Origin of the sequence: Clostridium sardiniense (assembly GCF_016907995.1) — a bacterium.
GTDB classification, from domain to species: Bacteria; Bacillota; Clostridia; order Clostridiales; family Clostridiaceae; genus Clostridium; species Clostridium sardiniense.
In genome coordinates this window covers 12,482-28,171 of record NZ_JAFBDA010000002.1, presented here as the reverse complement: position 1 = coordinate 28,171, position 15,690 = coordinate 12,482, and the positions used below count along the sequence as shown (strand labels likewise).

At 27.4% G+C, this 15,690-nt stretch carries 12 protein-coding genes and 1 pseudogene; 2 read left to right on the top strand and 11 right to left on the bottom strand.

Translation table 11 applies throughout. The features are described 5' to 3' along the window. Window positions 1-114: 114 nt before the first annotated feature. On the top strand, window positions 115-879 hold the full coding sequence (locus tag JOC62_RS02420; RefSeq protein ID WP_204593580.1) for a MerR family transcriptional regulator: 765 nt from the start codon (window positions 115-117) through the stop codon (window positions 877-879). Between the two features lie 55 nt (window positions 880-934). Here JOC62_RS02420 and JOC62_RS02415 read toward each other — a convergent pair whose 3' ends face one another. From JOC62_RS02415 to JOC62_RS02375, 9 genes and pseudogenes are all read right to left on the bottom strand, one after another. After that, window positions 935-2,362 carry a potassium/proton antiporter gene (locus JOC62_RS02415; RefSeq protein WP_204593579.1) on the bottom strand — a complete coding sequence of 476 codons (1,428 nt, stop codon included), beginning with the start codon at window positions 2,360-2,362 and terminating at the stop codon, window positions 935-937. 209 nt (window positions 2,363-2,571) lie between these two features. Next, a complete protein-coding gene (cplR, locus tag JOC62_RS02410) occupies window positions 2,572-4,242 on the bottom strand; it encodes an ABC-F type ribosomal protection protein CplR (RefSeq protein ID WP_204593578.1) in 1,671 nt (556 codons plus the stop codon). Between the two features lie 202 nt (window positions 4,243-4,444). Further along, the gene (aroQ, locus tag JOC62_RS02405) at window positions 4,445-4,891 is read right to left on the bottom strand and encodes a type II 3-dehydroquinate dehydratase (RefSeq protein WP_204593577.1); all 447 of its coding nucleotides are present in this window, start codon (window positions 4,889-4,891) and stop codon (window positions 4,445-4,447) included. A gap of 97 nt (window positions 4,892-4,988) precedes the next feature. Then, window positions 4,989-5,156, bottom strand: coding sequence for a hypothetical protein (locus tag JOC62_RS02400; RefSeq protein ID WP_204593576.1), 168 nt, complete (start codon window positions 5,154-5,156; stop codon window positions 4,989-4,991). 105 nt (window positions 5,157-5,261) lie between these two features. Next, a complete protein-coding gene (locus tag JOC62_RS02395; protein ID WP_204593575.1) occupies window positions 5,262-5,753 on the bottom strand; it encodes a CarD family transcriptional regulator in 492 nt (163 codons plus the stop codon). A 200-nt stretch (window positions 5,754-5,953) separates the two neighbouring features. Beyond that, window positions 5,954-6,529, bottom strand: a complete 576-nt coding sequence (locus tag JOC62_RS02390) for a TetR-like C-terminal domain-containing protein (protein WP_204593574.1) — start codon at window positions 6,527-6,529, stop codon at window positions 5,954-5,956. 181 nt (window positions 6,530-6,710) lie between these two features. Then, a complete protein-coding gene (locus JOC62_RS02385; RefSeq protein ID WP_204593819.1) occupies window positions 6,711-8,492 on the bottom strand; it encodes an ABC transporter ATP-binding protein in 1,782 nt (593 codons plus the stop codon). Window position 8,493: 1 nt separating this feature from the next. Beyond that, window positions 8,494-10,227 carry an ABC transporter ATP-binding protein gene (locus JOC62_RS02380; RefSeq protein ID WP_204593573.1) on the bottom strand — a complete coding sequence of 578 codons (1,734 nt, stop codon included), beginning with the start codon at window positions 10,225-10,227 and terminating at the stop codon, window positions 8,494-8,496. Window positions 10,228-10,819: 592 nt separating this feature from the next. After that, window positions 10,820-11,990, bottom strand: a pseudogene (locus tag JOC62_RS02375) (AI-2E family transporter). Window positions 11,991-12,369: 379 nt separating this feature from the next. On the opposite strand from JOC62_RS02375, the gene JOC62_RS02370 reads away from it, so the two are divergent. Next, window positions 12,370-12,516 (top strand): hypothetical protein, encoded by a 147-nt coding sequence (locus JOC62_RS02370; RefSeq protein WP_204593572.1) that lies wholly within the window; start codon window positions 12,370-12,372, stop codon window positions 12,514-12,516. 36 nt (window positions 12,517-12,552) lie between these two features. Here the strand turns inward: JOC62_RS02370 and JOC62_RS02365 are convergent, their stop codons facing one another. Beyond that, the gene (locus JOC62_RS02365; protein WP_204593571.1) at window positions 12,553-13,521 is read right to left on the bottom strand and encodes a polyprenyl synthetase family protein; all 969 of its coding nucleotides are present in this window, start codon (window positions 13,519-13,521) and stop codon (window positions 12,553-12,555) included. Window positions 13,522-13,610: 89 nt separating this feature from the next. Next, window positions 13,611-15,536 carry an FAD-dependent oxidoreductase gene (locus JOC62_RS02360; protein WP_204593570.1) on the bottom strand — a complete coding sequence of 642 codons (1,926 nt, stop codon included), beginning with the start codon at window positions 15,534-15,536 and terminating at the stop codon, window positions 13,611-13,613. Between the last annotated feature and the right edge of the window lie 154 nt (window positions 15,537-15,690).

Genomic DNA, 15,690 nt, shown 5'->3' with positions numbered 1-15,690 from the left:
GAGGTTATTATATAGATTTTTTATGTTTATTTTTTAAATCTAAATTTCCTTATTTATATTGTTGACATTAACGCTACGTAAAGGTATATAGTTATCTTATCAGGAGGTGGAAATATGGAATATACAGTACAAAAACTAAGCAAGCTAGCAGGAGTTAGTACTAGAACTTTAAGATATTATGATGAAATTGGAATTCTTAAGCCGGCAAGAATCAATTCATCTGGATATAGAATTTATGGTGAGGAAGAAATTGATATTCTACAACAAATTCTTTTTTATAAGGAACTTGGTATAAATCTAGATACTATAAAATCAATATTAGAAAATCCCTTATTTAATAAACTAAATTCTCTTAAAGATCATCATAACAAACTTCTTGAAAAAAGAAAGCAATTAGACTTGCTTATAGAAAATGTTGAGCAAACTATTGCCTCAGTAAAAGGAGATGTAAAAATGGATAATAAAGAAAAATTTAAGGGCTTTAAACAAAAAATTATAGATGATAATGAAAAAAAATATGGAAAAGAAATTAGAACTAAGTATGGTAATGATACAATAGATAAGTCAAATAAATTATTTACTAATATGAGTGAAGAAGATTATAATAAATTTAATTCCCTTTCAGAAGAAATAAATAAAACTCTTTTAGAAGCATTTAAAACTAACGATCCTTCAAGTGATTTAGCTCAAAAAGTAGCTAATATGCATAAAGAATGGTTATTATATACTTGGCCTAAGTATATCAAGGAAGCTCATGCAGGTCTTGCACAGATGTATGTTGATGATGAAAGATTTAAAGCTTATTATGATAAAGAACAAGATGGCCTTGCAGAGTTTTTAAGAGACTCTATTCTCATTTTCACAGGAATGAACAAATAAATTAAATATAAAAAAATACAGATTGAAAGGACTAGTATACTTACTAGTCCTTTTATCAATTAGAAACTAAATCATTTAATTGTTCTAAATTCTCACCAGTTAATACAACTATGTCACCTTCCATTATTATAGTAGAACCCTTTGGTACTAATACATTACCATCACGTTTTATCATAACAATTAAAATTTCTTCTGGTATATCTGAATCCATAATTGACTTATTTGCATACTTACTACCTTTTTTAACCTTAATTTCTAATAACTTTGTACTTTTTTCACTTTTATAATCATTGAATGTTTTTAGTACAGGTGATTCATCATCTACTAAGTCAAGCTTTTTTGCTACAGTTGGCACAAGCGTTCCTTGCACAGCAACTGAGAATAATGCTAAAAAGAATATTATATGAAAAATATCATTGTTTATAGGTACTCCATAAGTTACAGCAAAGATTGCAAATACCATAGATGCTGCTCCTCTAAGTCCTACCCATGATATAAAAAGCTTTTCTTTAAATGTCATCTTAAAGAAGCTTAGTATTCCAAATACTGCAATTGGCCTTGCAATTATAATCATAAATAATGATATTGATACACCTTTAAATGCGACTGCCGGTAACTGTGACGGAAATGCTAATAATCCAAGTATAAAGAATAACATTATTTGCATTATCCATGATATACCATCAAAGAAATGAACAAGACTCTTTTTATGAGGTATTTTTTTGTTACCTATTATTATACCTGCAATATATACACTTAAATATCCATTTCCTCCTAAATATTCGCTTAAAGCATAAGCTAAAACTGCAACTGCTGTAACGAATATTGGATAAAATCCTTCTATTTCGAAATTTGCACGCTTTAATAAATATACAGTTCCTTTTGCTAAAATTGCTCCACATAATACTCCAATTATTACTTGAGTTAAAAGCATTGGCACTATTGATCCATAACCATTACCTGCCATTAATCCCAATATGATTATTGTTAACATATATGCAAATGGATCATTACTACCACTTTCAACTTCTAATATTGATGCTAAAGAACCTTTTAAATTTAATTTCTGAGAACGCAAAATTGCAAAGACTGCTGCTGCATCAGTGGATGCAATTACTGAACCTATAAGCAGTCCCTCTAATATAGTTGTCTTAAACACCCAGAAACAAAATAATCCAGTAAGTCCTGCTGTTATAACAACTCCTATTGTTGAGAGTAGTACAGATTGTACTGCGACAGGTTTGGCCATCTTCCAATTGGTACCAAAACCTCCATAGAACATTATAAAAATTAATGCAATTGAACATAACTGACTTGTTAATTCGTAATTGTCAAAATATATTCCTATAACTCCATCTGAACCAAATAACATTCCAAATATGATGAAAATTAAAAGAATAGGTACCCCAAATTTGTATAAAATCTTAGTAGAGGTTACACATACTAGTAGAATCAAAGCACAAATGATCATCAAGTTTATCACATCTACCACCTCCAAAATATATTTATATACAAGTAAAATTTAATTATATAAGTAGATATACCCTTCTACTAAATTCAATAAATTTTACCGAATATTTCAAATATTAATATAATTGTATTATAATTTGTTAAAAATATAAAGTTTTTTTATCATTTTAACTTATTTTTAACCTTTAAATTAAATTTTATATAATGCTATTATATTTTAAATTACTTGTTTAGATTCTTAATATTTTCTTCTTTGAGTTTTTTTATATCTTTTAATAGTATATTATATTCATTATCTAACTTCTCTTTTTTATTAACATCTGTTTCAATTGAAAGCATTGATATGACTTCTGAAATTTTATTTTCTAATACTAAAATTTCATCTTTATTATGTTTTTCCACTTTACTCTCGTCTCTTTTCTTTATAGATTCTTTTAACTCTTTATAATTTCCATCAAATTTATTTATTTTCTTATCTTTTATCTCTATAATTTTATTACATATATTTGATATAAATTTTCTATCATGTGAAACTAATATAATTGTTTTATCTGTATTAACTAATGCTGATTCAAGAGCTTCCATTGATTTTATATCTAAATAATTTGTTGGCTCATCTAATATTAATAAATTATTGTCGCATAAAAGTATTTTACAAAGTGATACCTTAACTCTTTCTCCACCACTTAATAAATTAACTTCTTTATTTACAGCTTCTCCTTTAAATCCGAAATTATTTAATTTACTTCTTATAAAACTTTCATCATAATAGGAATCCACTTTTACATTTTCTAGCACACTCTTCCTTTCATCTAATATTTTTTGACTTTGATCAAAATAACCTATTTCTACCCCTTTAGAAATTTTAATATTGTCATTATCATTTTTTATTATTTCCTTTAAGAGAGTTGATTTACCACATCCATTTTCTCCTATAATAGCAACTTTATCTCCTTTGTTTATGCTAAACTCACATTCTTCTATTAGAACCTTATCTCCAACAGTTAATTTTAGATCTTTTACCTTTACTGGTATTTTAGCTTTAAAATCTCTTGCTTCTTTTACCTTTATTATAATTTCTACTTCATCCTTAGGCTTTTCTTTAATATCTAAATGATTTATTCTACTTTTTATATTTTTGATATTATTATCAATATTTTTCTTTCCCTTTTGATCGCCCATTTTTATAGTTTTAGCTTCGGATTTTCCCATTCCTTTTGGGGCTTTCTTTATTCTATCTCTTAATCCTTCTTTCTTTAATATAGCTTTTTCTAAACGTTCTCTTTCTTTAATATAACTATGATATTCTCTATCTGCTATCTTTCTCTCCTCTTTTTTTTGATTTATATAATCTGTATAATTACCTTTATATCTTTTTATCTTTCCATCATCTATTTCTACTATATAATTGCATAAACAGTCTAAGAATTCTCTATCATGAGATATTAAAATCAATGAACCATTATGACTTTCTAGCATATTTTCTAATACCTCAATACTAGAACTATCTAAATTTGATGTTGGTTCATCTGCTATTATAAGATTTTTATTTTCACTAAGTGCATTTACTATTTTAATTTTTATCTTTTCTCCACCTGATAAAAACTCATTATACTTATCCGACGCTGCAAACAAACTCTTTATCTTACCTTCTGTACAATCCCCATAATCATCCTCAATCTGGCTTATATAAGAATAACTGTCTGTAATAAACCTCTCTCCTTCATCAATATCTATCTCTCCTATTAAGCATTTAATTAATGTAGTCTTTCCGGAGCCATTCCTACCTACTATCCCAATCCTATCTCCATCTAATATCTCAAACTTTTCAATATACAATATATCTCTATTTCCATAGCTTTTCTTTACTTTATTTAATATAGCTAACTCCATATAGAACACTTCCTTATTTATAATAAAACCTAAGTTTATTATTTCATTAAATAGATTAGATAATACTTTTTAAATATTTATCTTCATACAAAAATAATAAACCTTAAATGTAACTTTAAATAATTACACTTAAGGTTTATAATTCCAACTCTATTTGCTTATCTCAATATAATATGTCTAATTTTATATTATTTAATCTAAATTAAATATTTTTTTCCTTATAATCTTCTAATGCTTCAATTGCTAGTATATATCCTTTTTCTCCGAACCCTGCAATCTGTCCAATACAAGCTGGTGCAGTTTTTGATTCTTTTCTAAAATCTTCTCTTGCATGAACATTTGAAAGATGTACTTCAACAGTTGGTATTCCTGTATTTCCTTTTATAGCATCATGTATAGCATAGCTATAATGAGTATATGCCCCTGGATTTATAACCACACCATCATACTTTTCAAAGTATGCATCTTGTAATAAGTCTATTATTTTACCTTCACAATTACTTTGAAGAAGAGTTATATCATGACCTCTTTTTTCTCCTTCTGATCTTATGTATGAACAAATTTCTTCAAAGCTCTTTGTACCATATATACCTTTTTCTCTAACCCCAATCATATTTATATTAGGTCCATTTATAATCATTATTTTCATATTCTAGCCCTCCAGATTACACTTTATTATACTTATAAAGTTATCACTAAAATTAAAATAAGGCAAAGCCTTTAGACTCTGCCTTATTTCTCTTAAATTAAGATATTGTAGTTAAAAACATTTTATAACTTTCAATAATATCTTCTTTATTCATTTTTTCTAACCACTTATTATAGGAAAGAAAATTTTCCTTTAATAAAATCATATCTATATCTTTAGGTTCTTTTCTTTCTACATACATGTTTATCTTTATTAAATTTCCCAATTAATCACTCCTTTTTATTTAAAATTTAAATGGTCACATCAAAAATTTTCTTTTCCCTAGTTTATTTATAAATAATATTGAAGTATTTTCTTATATTATTATGAATTAAAAGACTATAGAAAGTTCCAATAAATTGGAAGCTTCTTCATTAGATAAACTTTTAGATTGGCATATCTCTTCAATTAGAATTTTCTTTGTACTAGTTAACATCTGCTTTTCACTAGTATTTAGAGGATGCTTAGAATCAATTTGACTAAGATTACATATAACTTCAAAATAATCTGATAGTAAACCTGATTTTATTTTTGTAGAATTAATAACTAATCTTTCTTTAAAGTTATGATTCATTAAATCATCACCTTTAGTTATAAATTTATCCATATTGTCTAAATTATAATCCATTGTTTTAATATCACTAACTAACCTTATATTTGATTGCTCTACTCTACTAAATGGTAACATTAATTTCATTGTGTTATTAAAAAGATGTATCCTATAATATTTTTTCATTTCACCTTTAAATTCTTTTGTTTCAATGAAATCAACTATTCCAACACCTTGACTTGGATAAACTATTTTATCTCCTATATTAAACAACTAATCCCTCCTTTTTTCTATATTTATATTATATCACACTTTTAACATATATATAAATTTTTTATTTTATCATAATAGTATTATTATGTCAATAAACATATTCTACTGATAATTTACTCCCTTTAATCAGAGACAATAAATAAAAAAATAATAAGAATAATAAATTATTATTCTTATTATTTAAAATTAGTATATTTTTATTAACTACAATTCTCTTTTTTAGAATATCTCTCTAAGGCTCTTAAAAAATTGCCTTCTATTAACTCGCTTAACTTTTCTATTATTTCCTTTGGTTTTTCTCTCATCCCATTATGCATCCATTTTACAACAAGTCCTGTAAAAGCTACAGTATAAAAATCTGCAATAAATTGCTTATCAGAATCTTCTACAATCATTCCTTCTGATATCTCATTTATAACTCCTATTATTAAATCATTAGTTACCGAGTATATATAATTATCTAAATGATTTCTTCCCAAAGAATTTAATGAATTCATACAAAACTCTCTATTATTTTCTATATAAACAAATATTTTATAAAATCCCTCAGTCCAAGTCTCATAACTTTTACATTCGGATATACTTTCAATTGCTTCTGTTTTATAAATCCACTCAAGTAAATCATATATATCTATAAAATGATAATAGAAGGTCTGCCTGTTGACTTTGCAATCATCTACTATGCTCTTTACAGATATTTTATTTAACTCAGTTTTCCTCATTAATTTTTTTAATGAACATGCTAAAGATTTCTTTGTGCTTAAAGAATTAGACATACTACCACCTTCCATACCTTGAAATAAATTATTCTTATTATACCATAAAGTAGAAATCATTCTTTTTAATCTATTATTTAATATCTTTTTCTTTTATTTATTATATCTATTCATATATCTAATAAATAAAAGCACATATCAAAATTGATATATGCTTTTATTTCTTCCTTTGTATTAGAGATTATTTTGCTTCTTTGCTTGCAAATTGACTATTATAAAGTTTTTCATAGAAACCACCTTTTGCCATAAGCTCTTCATGATTTCCTTGTTCTATAATATTTCCATCATTCATAACTAAAATTAAATCCGCATTACGTATTGTTGAAAGTCTATGCGCTATAACAAAACTTGTTCTGCCTTTCATTATATTTTGCATAGCTTTTTGAAGTAATTGTTCGAGTCTTGTATCTACTGAACTTGTTGCCTCATCTAGTATAAGAATTGACGGGTCTGATATTATAGCTCTTGCTATAGTTAAAAGCTGCTTTTCTCCCTGTGATATATTAGATGCTTCTTCATTCAAGAACATATTATATCCATCTGGAAGAGTTTTAATAAAGTGATGTACATTTGCAATCTTAGCAGCTTTCACTATCTCTTCTTTTGTTGCTCCAAATCTACCATACTCTATATTATCATGTATTGTTCCATTAAATAACCATGTATCTTGAAGTACCATACCAAACATGGAACGCAAATCCTCACGTTTCATATCTCTAGTATCTACTCCATCTATCTTAATTGAACCACCTTTAATATCATAGAATCTCATTAATAAATTTATTAATGTAGTTTTACCTGCTCCTGTTGGTCCAACTATTGCGACCATCTGCCCACTCTTTACTTCTGCATTTAAATCATTTATTAATATCTTATCATCATTATATCCAAATTTAACATGCTCAAATGTGACATCTCCACGTAATTCTTTTATCTTTACTGAATTTACTGGATCAGGTGTCTCTTCCTTCTCATTTAATATTTCAAATACACGTTCCATAGCTGCAAAAGCTGATTGTATAGTTGAAGATAATTGAGTTATTTGAGAAAGAGGTTGATTAATTTGCCATATATAACGAATGAAGGCTTGCAGATTACCTACTGTTATTATTCCCTTTATAGCATAAACTGGACCTATAAATGCCATTACAGCTATTCCCAAATATGTCACTAATGAAACTAACGGTGACATAATACCAGATACAAATTGTGCTTTAAACCCATTAGTACAAAGCTCTTCATTTATTTCTTTAAATTCTGATATTGCATCCTCTTGTTTTCCATATAATTTTATTTCATTAAATCCTGTATACATTTCTTGAACTGTACCATTTAATTTTCCCAAAGCATTTTGCTGTTTTTCAAATAAATTTTGTGATTTACCTACAATAAATCTTGAAACAAGATAGCTAATTGGAATTATAAGCATTGCTAAAAGTGCCATTTTTACATTGATAGTAAACATCATTGCAAGTGCTAATGTTACAGCTAATATAGAATTTATTACCTGGCTAAAACTTTGTTGAAGTGCATTAGATATTGTATCAACATCATTTGATATACGACTTAAAACATCTCCATAACTATTGCTATCAAAATAACTTATAGGTAATTTTCTAATTTTATTTTGTACTGCATTTCTTAAGTCCCTAATAGTGTTTTGAATTGCATTTGTTAATAAAAAGTTTGCTGCGTAAGTTAATATAGTATAAGTTGTATAAAGACATCCAAGAATTACAAGTATTTTAGTAATATAAGTAAAGTTTACAGTAACACCTGATATACCCTTTGCCATTTCTATTACATCTTCAGTAAGTTGAGTTATTATAAGCCCTTCAACCTTAGGTGATACTGCACTTATAGTTGCTGCACCTATTATAAATAATATAGAGGCTATAAATCCTATTTTGTATGGTTTAACATATGGAGAAATATTTTTAAAAGTTGTCTTTAAATTCTTCATTCTACGCATCTTTTAATTCCTCCTCTGTAAGCTGGGATGTTGCTATTTCATAATAGATTTCACAGTTTTCAAGTAATTCTCTGTGAGTACCTTCTCCTACAACTTCCCCTTCATTAAGCACTATAATCTTATCTGCATCCAAAATTGAACTTATTCTTTGTGCTACTATTAAAACTATGGAATCTTGAGTTTCTTCTTTTAATTTAGCTCTTAAAACTGCATCTGTCTTAAAATCTAATGCTGAGAAACTATCATCAAATATATATATTTCTGGTCTTCTAACTACAGCTCTTGCTATAGATAATCTTTGCTTTTGCCCACCAGATACATTAGATCCACCTTCACTAATTTCTTCATCAAATTTATGAGGTTTCTTTGATATAAATTCATAAGCTTGAGCTACTTTAGCTGAATGTTCAAGTTCTCCTGTATTTGCATCTCTTTTACCAAACTTTATATTTTGACCTATACTACCTGTAAATAGTAAAGTTTTTTGTGGAATGAAACCTATTTTCTTTCTTAGGGCCTTAAGGTCATATTCTCTTACATCTACTCCATCTATTTTTATGCTACCTTCTGTAACATCATAAAATCTTGGTATTAAATTAATAAGTGTACTCTTACCACTTCCAGTACTACCTATAAAGGCTACTGTTTCCCCTTTCTTTGCAGTAAAGGATATATTTTTAAGTACTGGTTCTTCTCCATATGGATAAGTAAATGTAACATTATTAACTTCTATATATCCCTCTTCTACTGTATCTATTACACCTTTTTTAGGACTCTTTATTAGAGGTTCTTCTTCTAATAATTCTTGTATTCTATTTGCTGAAACTTCAGCTCTTGGATACATTACGAATACTAGTGAAAATAACATAATTGAAAACATTGCGTGGAATAGATATTCTATAAACGCAACTAATTGCCCAACTTCTAATGAGCCTACATTTATCATCTTGCTTGATATCCAGAATATAGCTATTATAGCTATATTAAGTAAGAAAAAGAAAGTCGGTTGAGTAATTGCCATAAGTTTATTAAGCTTTTTAGAAATTTTTGCATAATTCTCATTTGTATCTTTAAATCTCTCAGTTTCATGATCATCATTTCCAAAGGCTCTTATTACCCTTATACCAGTTAGATTTTCTCTAGATATACGATTTAATTTATCTAAACCTTTTTGCTGACTTTTTGACATTGGGTGAGAAACCTTAGCTATGATTACAACTCCAGCAATTATAAATGGAATTGTGACAGCTAAAACCAAAGATAGGGATAAACTTGTTCTTATTATCATTATTAAACTAATTGTAAACATGATTGGAGTTATAAGTGCGACCCTTAGAACAGTATTTACGAATTGTTGCAATTGGAAAGCATCATTTGTAGTTCTAGTAATCATTGAAGATATGCCAAACTTATCATACTCACTATGAGAAAATTCTTGTGCCTTTTCGAATATATCATTTCTAATATCTCTTGTTACACTTGTCGAAATCTTTGATGAACAATATCCAAGTAAAATTGTTCCCATAGATCCTATTATAGAAATAACTACAATAATAATTCCCATTTTTCTTATATACGGTATATCATTTTCTACTATACCAATATCTATTATCTTTGCCATTACTGTTGGTATCCCGAGCTCAACTAATGCAAAACCAAATACAGATATCACATTTATTATGAACAGTAATTTGTAGTTTTTTAAATACCTTAAAATTAATTTCATTAATCCTCATCTCCTCCTATTGTTTCATTTTATAAAATTAATTTAAATACTCACTTGTATTCTACAGATAATAACATTTATATTTTATTATTCCCAAAATGATTATCTTTTTTTACTTAACGATTATTTAAATAAATTAAATATAATTCTTATTAAAATATTAAATTTAAGTATAAAAAAATACCTTAGCATAGAATTTTTTCCTGCCCGAGGTATAATACTCTCTTAATTAAAATTTTTCATCTTAAACAGTATAATATTCTAGAGCAGTATATTTTTTTCTATTTCCATTATCTGATTTCACTAAATTTTTTTTCATCTAATACCACTCCTTACTGCTTATATTCTCATCACAATATATCATATATTATCTTAATTGTAAATATTTATAATTCAAGTGTATTTAATTAAAACTGTATATTCTTATCTATTTTAAATTTGTTTTCTCACGTATACTATATGCATATTTACTGTATGCATTATATTATTCTCATCAATATCTGATACACTTTTCTCAATTTATATATAATAAAGATATACTCACAAAATACAAATTAAAAAGTCACTACAATATTGTAATGACCTTTAATTTTTACATATAATCCTTTGTACGAACTTTCATTCCTTTTTTCTTCAGCCTATCCTCTACAATCTCTTTAATTATAGAATATACAATTGCAAATAATGGAACCCCTATAACCATTCCAACTAATCCTAAGAATTTACCTGCAACTAGTATTGAGAATAATATCCAAAAAGCGGATATTCCAATGGAATCTCCAAGTATTTTAGGTCCTATAATATTTCCATCAATTTGTTGTATTATTAAAATAATTATTGCAAGCCATACTGCTTTAATTGGTGAAACAAATAGAACTATTATAATTGATGGTATTGCACCAATAAACGGTCCAAAGAATGGTATTATATTGGTTATACCTATAATTACAGATATTAAAAGAGTATATGGCATCTTGACTATTGTTAAAATAACAAAAGTTAATACTCCAATTATAAGTGAATCTAATATTTTTCCACTTAAAAACTTTCCAAAAGTATCGTTACTTCTATGTGTTAACTCTAATATCTTTTCAGCCGCCTTCATAGGAAATATTCCATAAGTCATTTTCTTGCTTAGGCCAAAAAACTTCTCTTTTTCTATTAGAAGATATATAGAAACTATTATCCCTAATACTATATTCCAGATACTTGATAAAATAACTGTAAGTATTCCTCCAAGCATAGGAATTAAGTTTGCTGATGCCTTAATTACATAATCAATAAGACCGTTAAACTTATCATTTATTATTACTAAATAGTGTTCTTGAATATCTAATTTATTTACTATATCATTAATAAACTTACTAGTATTAGATATGTATGATGGTATATCATTAACTAAACCAACTATACTATTAATCAGCTGTGGTAGTACAAATTGAATAAACAATCCAACAACTATAAAAGCAGTTATATATGTAAATAATAATCCAAGTCCCCTTTTTGATCTAATATTAAATTTTTTAAAAAAATTTTTAAAAAATGAAAATTCTAACACTTTATTTTCATAAAACCTTAAAACAAAATCTAGTATATATGCTATAGCAAATCCCCAAATAAATGGTTTAAGTATACCTATTGCAACATGTATCTTATTCATAAGAGAACCTAGCTGAGATATTGCTAAATAAAATTATTGCACATACAACAAGAAATGCATAAACAGAAATAGTATTATATTTTTTATTCCAATCAATCTTCATCTTTTCACCCCTCATCCTCTCTATCATAAATATCTAACTATTTATTTAAAATTAATTATATTAGTACATTAATGTTTTAAATTATATCATATATGTACTAAAGTATCTCTTTGTATCCTTACTTATTATTAGTTTATATAGTAAATTTCTATTCATATCCATTATATACTAAAACTCATATCTAAATTATATACTAAAGTATTTTTAAGATATATTAAGAACTTTTTAATTATTTTATTAGATTTTTCAAGTTTTTTTATTGAATATTAAACTTCCTTCATGAAAATCATCAAACTTTTATAGATATCAAATTTTAATGAATATACTTTTATCTATAATCACAAAATAATTAATGAAAAAATTATAGGAGGAATGTGTTATGGATAATAACAATAAGTCTGCTCACGATACGGCTAAACAAATGATTATTGATGGAGAAACTTTTGAAAAAATTATGGATAAAACACACTTAAGACTTAAAGATTTAAAAAGAATTCAAAGAGAAGAAATAAGCAATCATTTTTAAAAATAAAAAATAACGGGATTGCCCGTTATTTTTTATTTAATATTTTCTTTTAAGCAGTTTTTTCGTTACTTCTAAAAGTATATCTTTATATTCATTATCAGGTAATTTATTTATATATTTAAAAGATTTTTCAGAATACTTTTCTGCAAGTTTAATAGATTCTTCTACCCCATTATTTTCTTTGACTTTTTCTATTATATTTCTAGCCTCTTCATCAGTATAATTATCTTCTTTTAATATTTTATCAAATACTTCTTTATTATTCTTCATAGCTAATAGTAATGGAAGAGTATATATACCATCCTTTATGTCATTTCCAGACTTTTTACCTATATCTTCGTCTGTTCCTACATAATCTAATATATCATCTATTATTTGGAATGCCATACCTATATTATGACCTATCTCCCAAAACAATCTACAGGTTTTTTTATCACATGAGCTTTCTGCAGCACCTATATATAAACTTAATGAAAATAACTCTGCTGTCTTACCTGATATTCTTTTTAAATAATCCTTAATTGATACATCTTTATTAAACCTTGAGCTTAATTGTTCAACTTCTCCCATACATATCCTAGACATTACCTTTGTATCAATATCCACGCCTCTTTCTATTGATGAAGTTGTAGCTAATATTCTAAAACATAAACAGAAAAGATAATCACCTATGTATACGGCATAGTTTTTACCATACTTTGCTTGAACTGTCTCTTTTCCACGTCTTAACTCCGCATCGTCAATAACATCGTCATGAACTAATGTGGCCATATGAAACATTTCTATTACTGATGCCAGCGCAATAACTCTCTCTTCATTATAATCTCCAAATTTTGAAGCTATAACTGTAAAAGCAGGTCTTAACATCTTACCACCAGAATTCAATAACTCTAATATACTTTTTTCTATAATTTTATCTTTACATTTAGCATTTTTGCTAATTTGTTTTTTAACCTCTTCAATTTCTCTATCAATTATAGGATAATTGCTCCAAAACTTACTCATGTTTATCCCCTCGTTTCATCTCCAAATGACTTATAATTTTATTGAATTAAAAAGCAGGAATATATTCCTGCTTTTTTATTTAAATTGTTTTACTTATTTCCACCATGTATATCATAGATAGGTTCTCTCTTTCCCATCCAGAAGTTACCTACAAGTTTGTTGATCCAAGGCATTACATAGTAATCTAATCCAAAAGTTCTTCCAGCTCCAGCCATTAATGCGATACTACCAAATGTGAACCATAATATATCCCACCCAGCCATTGCTGAGAATATAAAGTTAACTGTCATAAATGCAGATGCTGCTGAAGCTAAGAATGTAAACAATCCTACAATTAAGCATAACCCTATAGCTATTTCAGTTAAAACAACTATTCTTTGGAACCAAACTGCAATTTCAGCATTTGGCATAAATATTTCCATTATTGATTCATAGAACTTTGGCATACTTTCAAATATAGGTGTTGGCATATTTGTTGCTGTACCTTCAGCTGCTTGTGATGCTCCTGAGACTGTATCTTGAAGCCATGAAAATGGCATCTTAACATTCCCCATCTTCATCCAGCTATCCCAACCAACTGTTAAGTTGCTGCTTAAACTATCAAAATAAGCTGTTATGCTTCCACCAGCTGCATCTGATGCGCTAGAAGCTGAATCAAAAGCTTTAGTCCAAGTTTCTTCACCAATTAATTTCTTAAGCCCTTCAATTAACCAAAGGAAACCTATATAAACTCTTAAAGGAACTAACCATAATCTATTTCCCTTAGATGATAAGTGTCCTCTCATTATACATCTTCTTTCTTTCATAGCGAAGAATTCATGTTGAAGATAATTATATACTGCGTGAACATTATTAACACTAAATAGATATACCATATTTATAAGATGTTTCATTACCATAGCAAAGAAACCTGATAATTTCATTCCCATTAAATTAGCTACAGCATATCTTCCACCTATAGATACCATAAATCCGTGGTAATTTGACTTAAATTCTACTTTTTCTTTATTTTCCATTGAAGCTACTATATTTTTAACAGCTGTTACTGCTGTTTGTTCTGCCGCTTCAACTATTTGCGGATTACCATTCCCTGGTGTTTCTTCTACATATGCAATGTCACCAACTACAAATATATTTTCTTTTCCTTCTGCTTGCATATATTTGTTAGCAGCATATCTTCCAGCTTTAATTTTTTTAATCTCAATTTGATCTAAATCTTGATTAGCTTGAACTCCACAAGTCCAAATTAAAGTTTCTGTAGGAATTACTTTTCCACTCTTTAATTTTATAGTGTTTTTAGTAACTTCTACAATTGGAGAATCCTTTAAGATTTCTACTCCATGCTTGACCATGTATTTTTCAGCTTTATCAGCTTGTTTCCTATCTAACATATTAAGTATAGTAGACATTGCTTCAACTACTAATATCTTAATTTCCTTAACATCAACTCTATACTCTCTTGCTAATGTCTCTTTCCATTCTAATAGTTCTCCAGCCATTTCTATTCCAGTAAATCCTGATCCTGCAACTACAAAAGTAAGCATTCTCTTTCTCTTTTCAGCATTTCTTTCATAAGAAGCTTCTTTAACTCTATCTTTTATATGAGCTTTTATTCTAATGGCATCTTCTAGTGACCATAGAGTAAATCCATTTTCCTTTACTCCCGGTACTCCAAAGAATGCCGGTTCACTTCCTGTTCCTATCATTAGATAATCATACTGATACTCACCTTGTTTTGTCTTTACTATATTTTTATTTTCATCTACATTTTCTATGTAGTCAACAACAACATTTACTTTGGTTCTGTGGAATATTCTAGAAAGTTCTACCTTTACAGACTCTTCTGGAACTCTCCCCCCTGCAACTTCATGTAATTCTGTCATTAAAGTATGGTAAGGATTCTTATCAATTAAAGTAATCTCTACCTCTTTATTCTTTTTATACTTTTTTGCTAACTTTTTGGCTGCATGTACACCTGCATAACCAGCGCCTAAAATAACAATTTTCGTAGACATATAATTCCCTCATTTCATTTTAATTATTAACCAATATTCTTTTGTTAAAATAATCTCAAAAGTTGTTTTGCATGTCTATTCTATATTTAATAACTATAACTGTCTAGCATGTTTTATTACTAAATAAATATAATTTATGAATAACGTTTCATTT

Coding starts and splice junctions, on each gene's coding strand:
- JOC62_RS02420 (WP_204593580.1), top strand. CDS start 115: ATGGAATATACAGTACAAAAACTAAGCAAGCTAGCAGGAGTTAGTACT.
- cplR (WP_204593578.1), bottom strand. CDS start 4,242: ATGGAGTTAGCTATATTAAATAAAGTAAAGAAAAGCTATGGAAATAGA.
- aroQ (WP_204593577.1), bottom strand. CDS start 4,891: ATGAAAATAATGATTATAAATGGACCTAATATAAATATGATTGGGGTT.
- JOC62_RS02390 (WP_204593574.1), bottom strand. CDS start 6,529: ATGTCTAATTCTTTAAGCACAAAGAAATCTTTAGCATGTTCATTAAAA.
- JOC62_RS02385 (WP_204593819.1), bottom strand. CDS start 8,492: ATGAAGAATTTAAAGACAACTTTTAAAAATATTTCTCCATATGTTAAA.
- JOC62_RS02380 (WP_204593573.1), bottom strand. CDS start 10,227: ATGAAATTAATTTTAAGGTATTTAAAAAACTACAAATTACTGTTCATA.
- JOC62_RS02370 (WP_204593572.1), top strand. CDS start 12,370: ATGGATAATAACAATAAGTCTGCTCACGATACGGCTAAACAAATGATT.
- JOC62_RS02365 (WP_204593571.1), bottom strand. CDS start 13,521: ATGAGTAAGTTTTGGAGCAATTATCCTATAATTGATAGAGAAATTGAA.
- JOC62_RS02360 (WP_204593570.1), bottom strand. CDS start 15,536: ATGTCTACGAAAATTGTTATTTTAGGCGCTGGTTATGCAGGTGTACAT.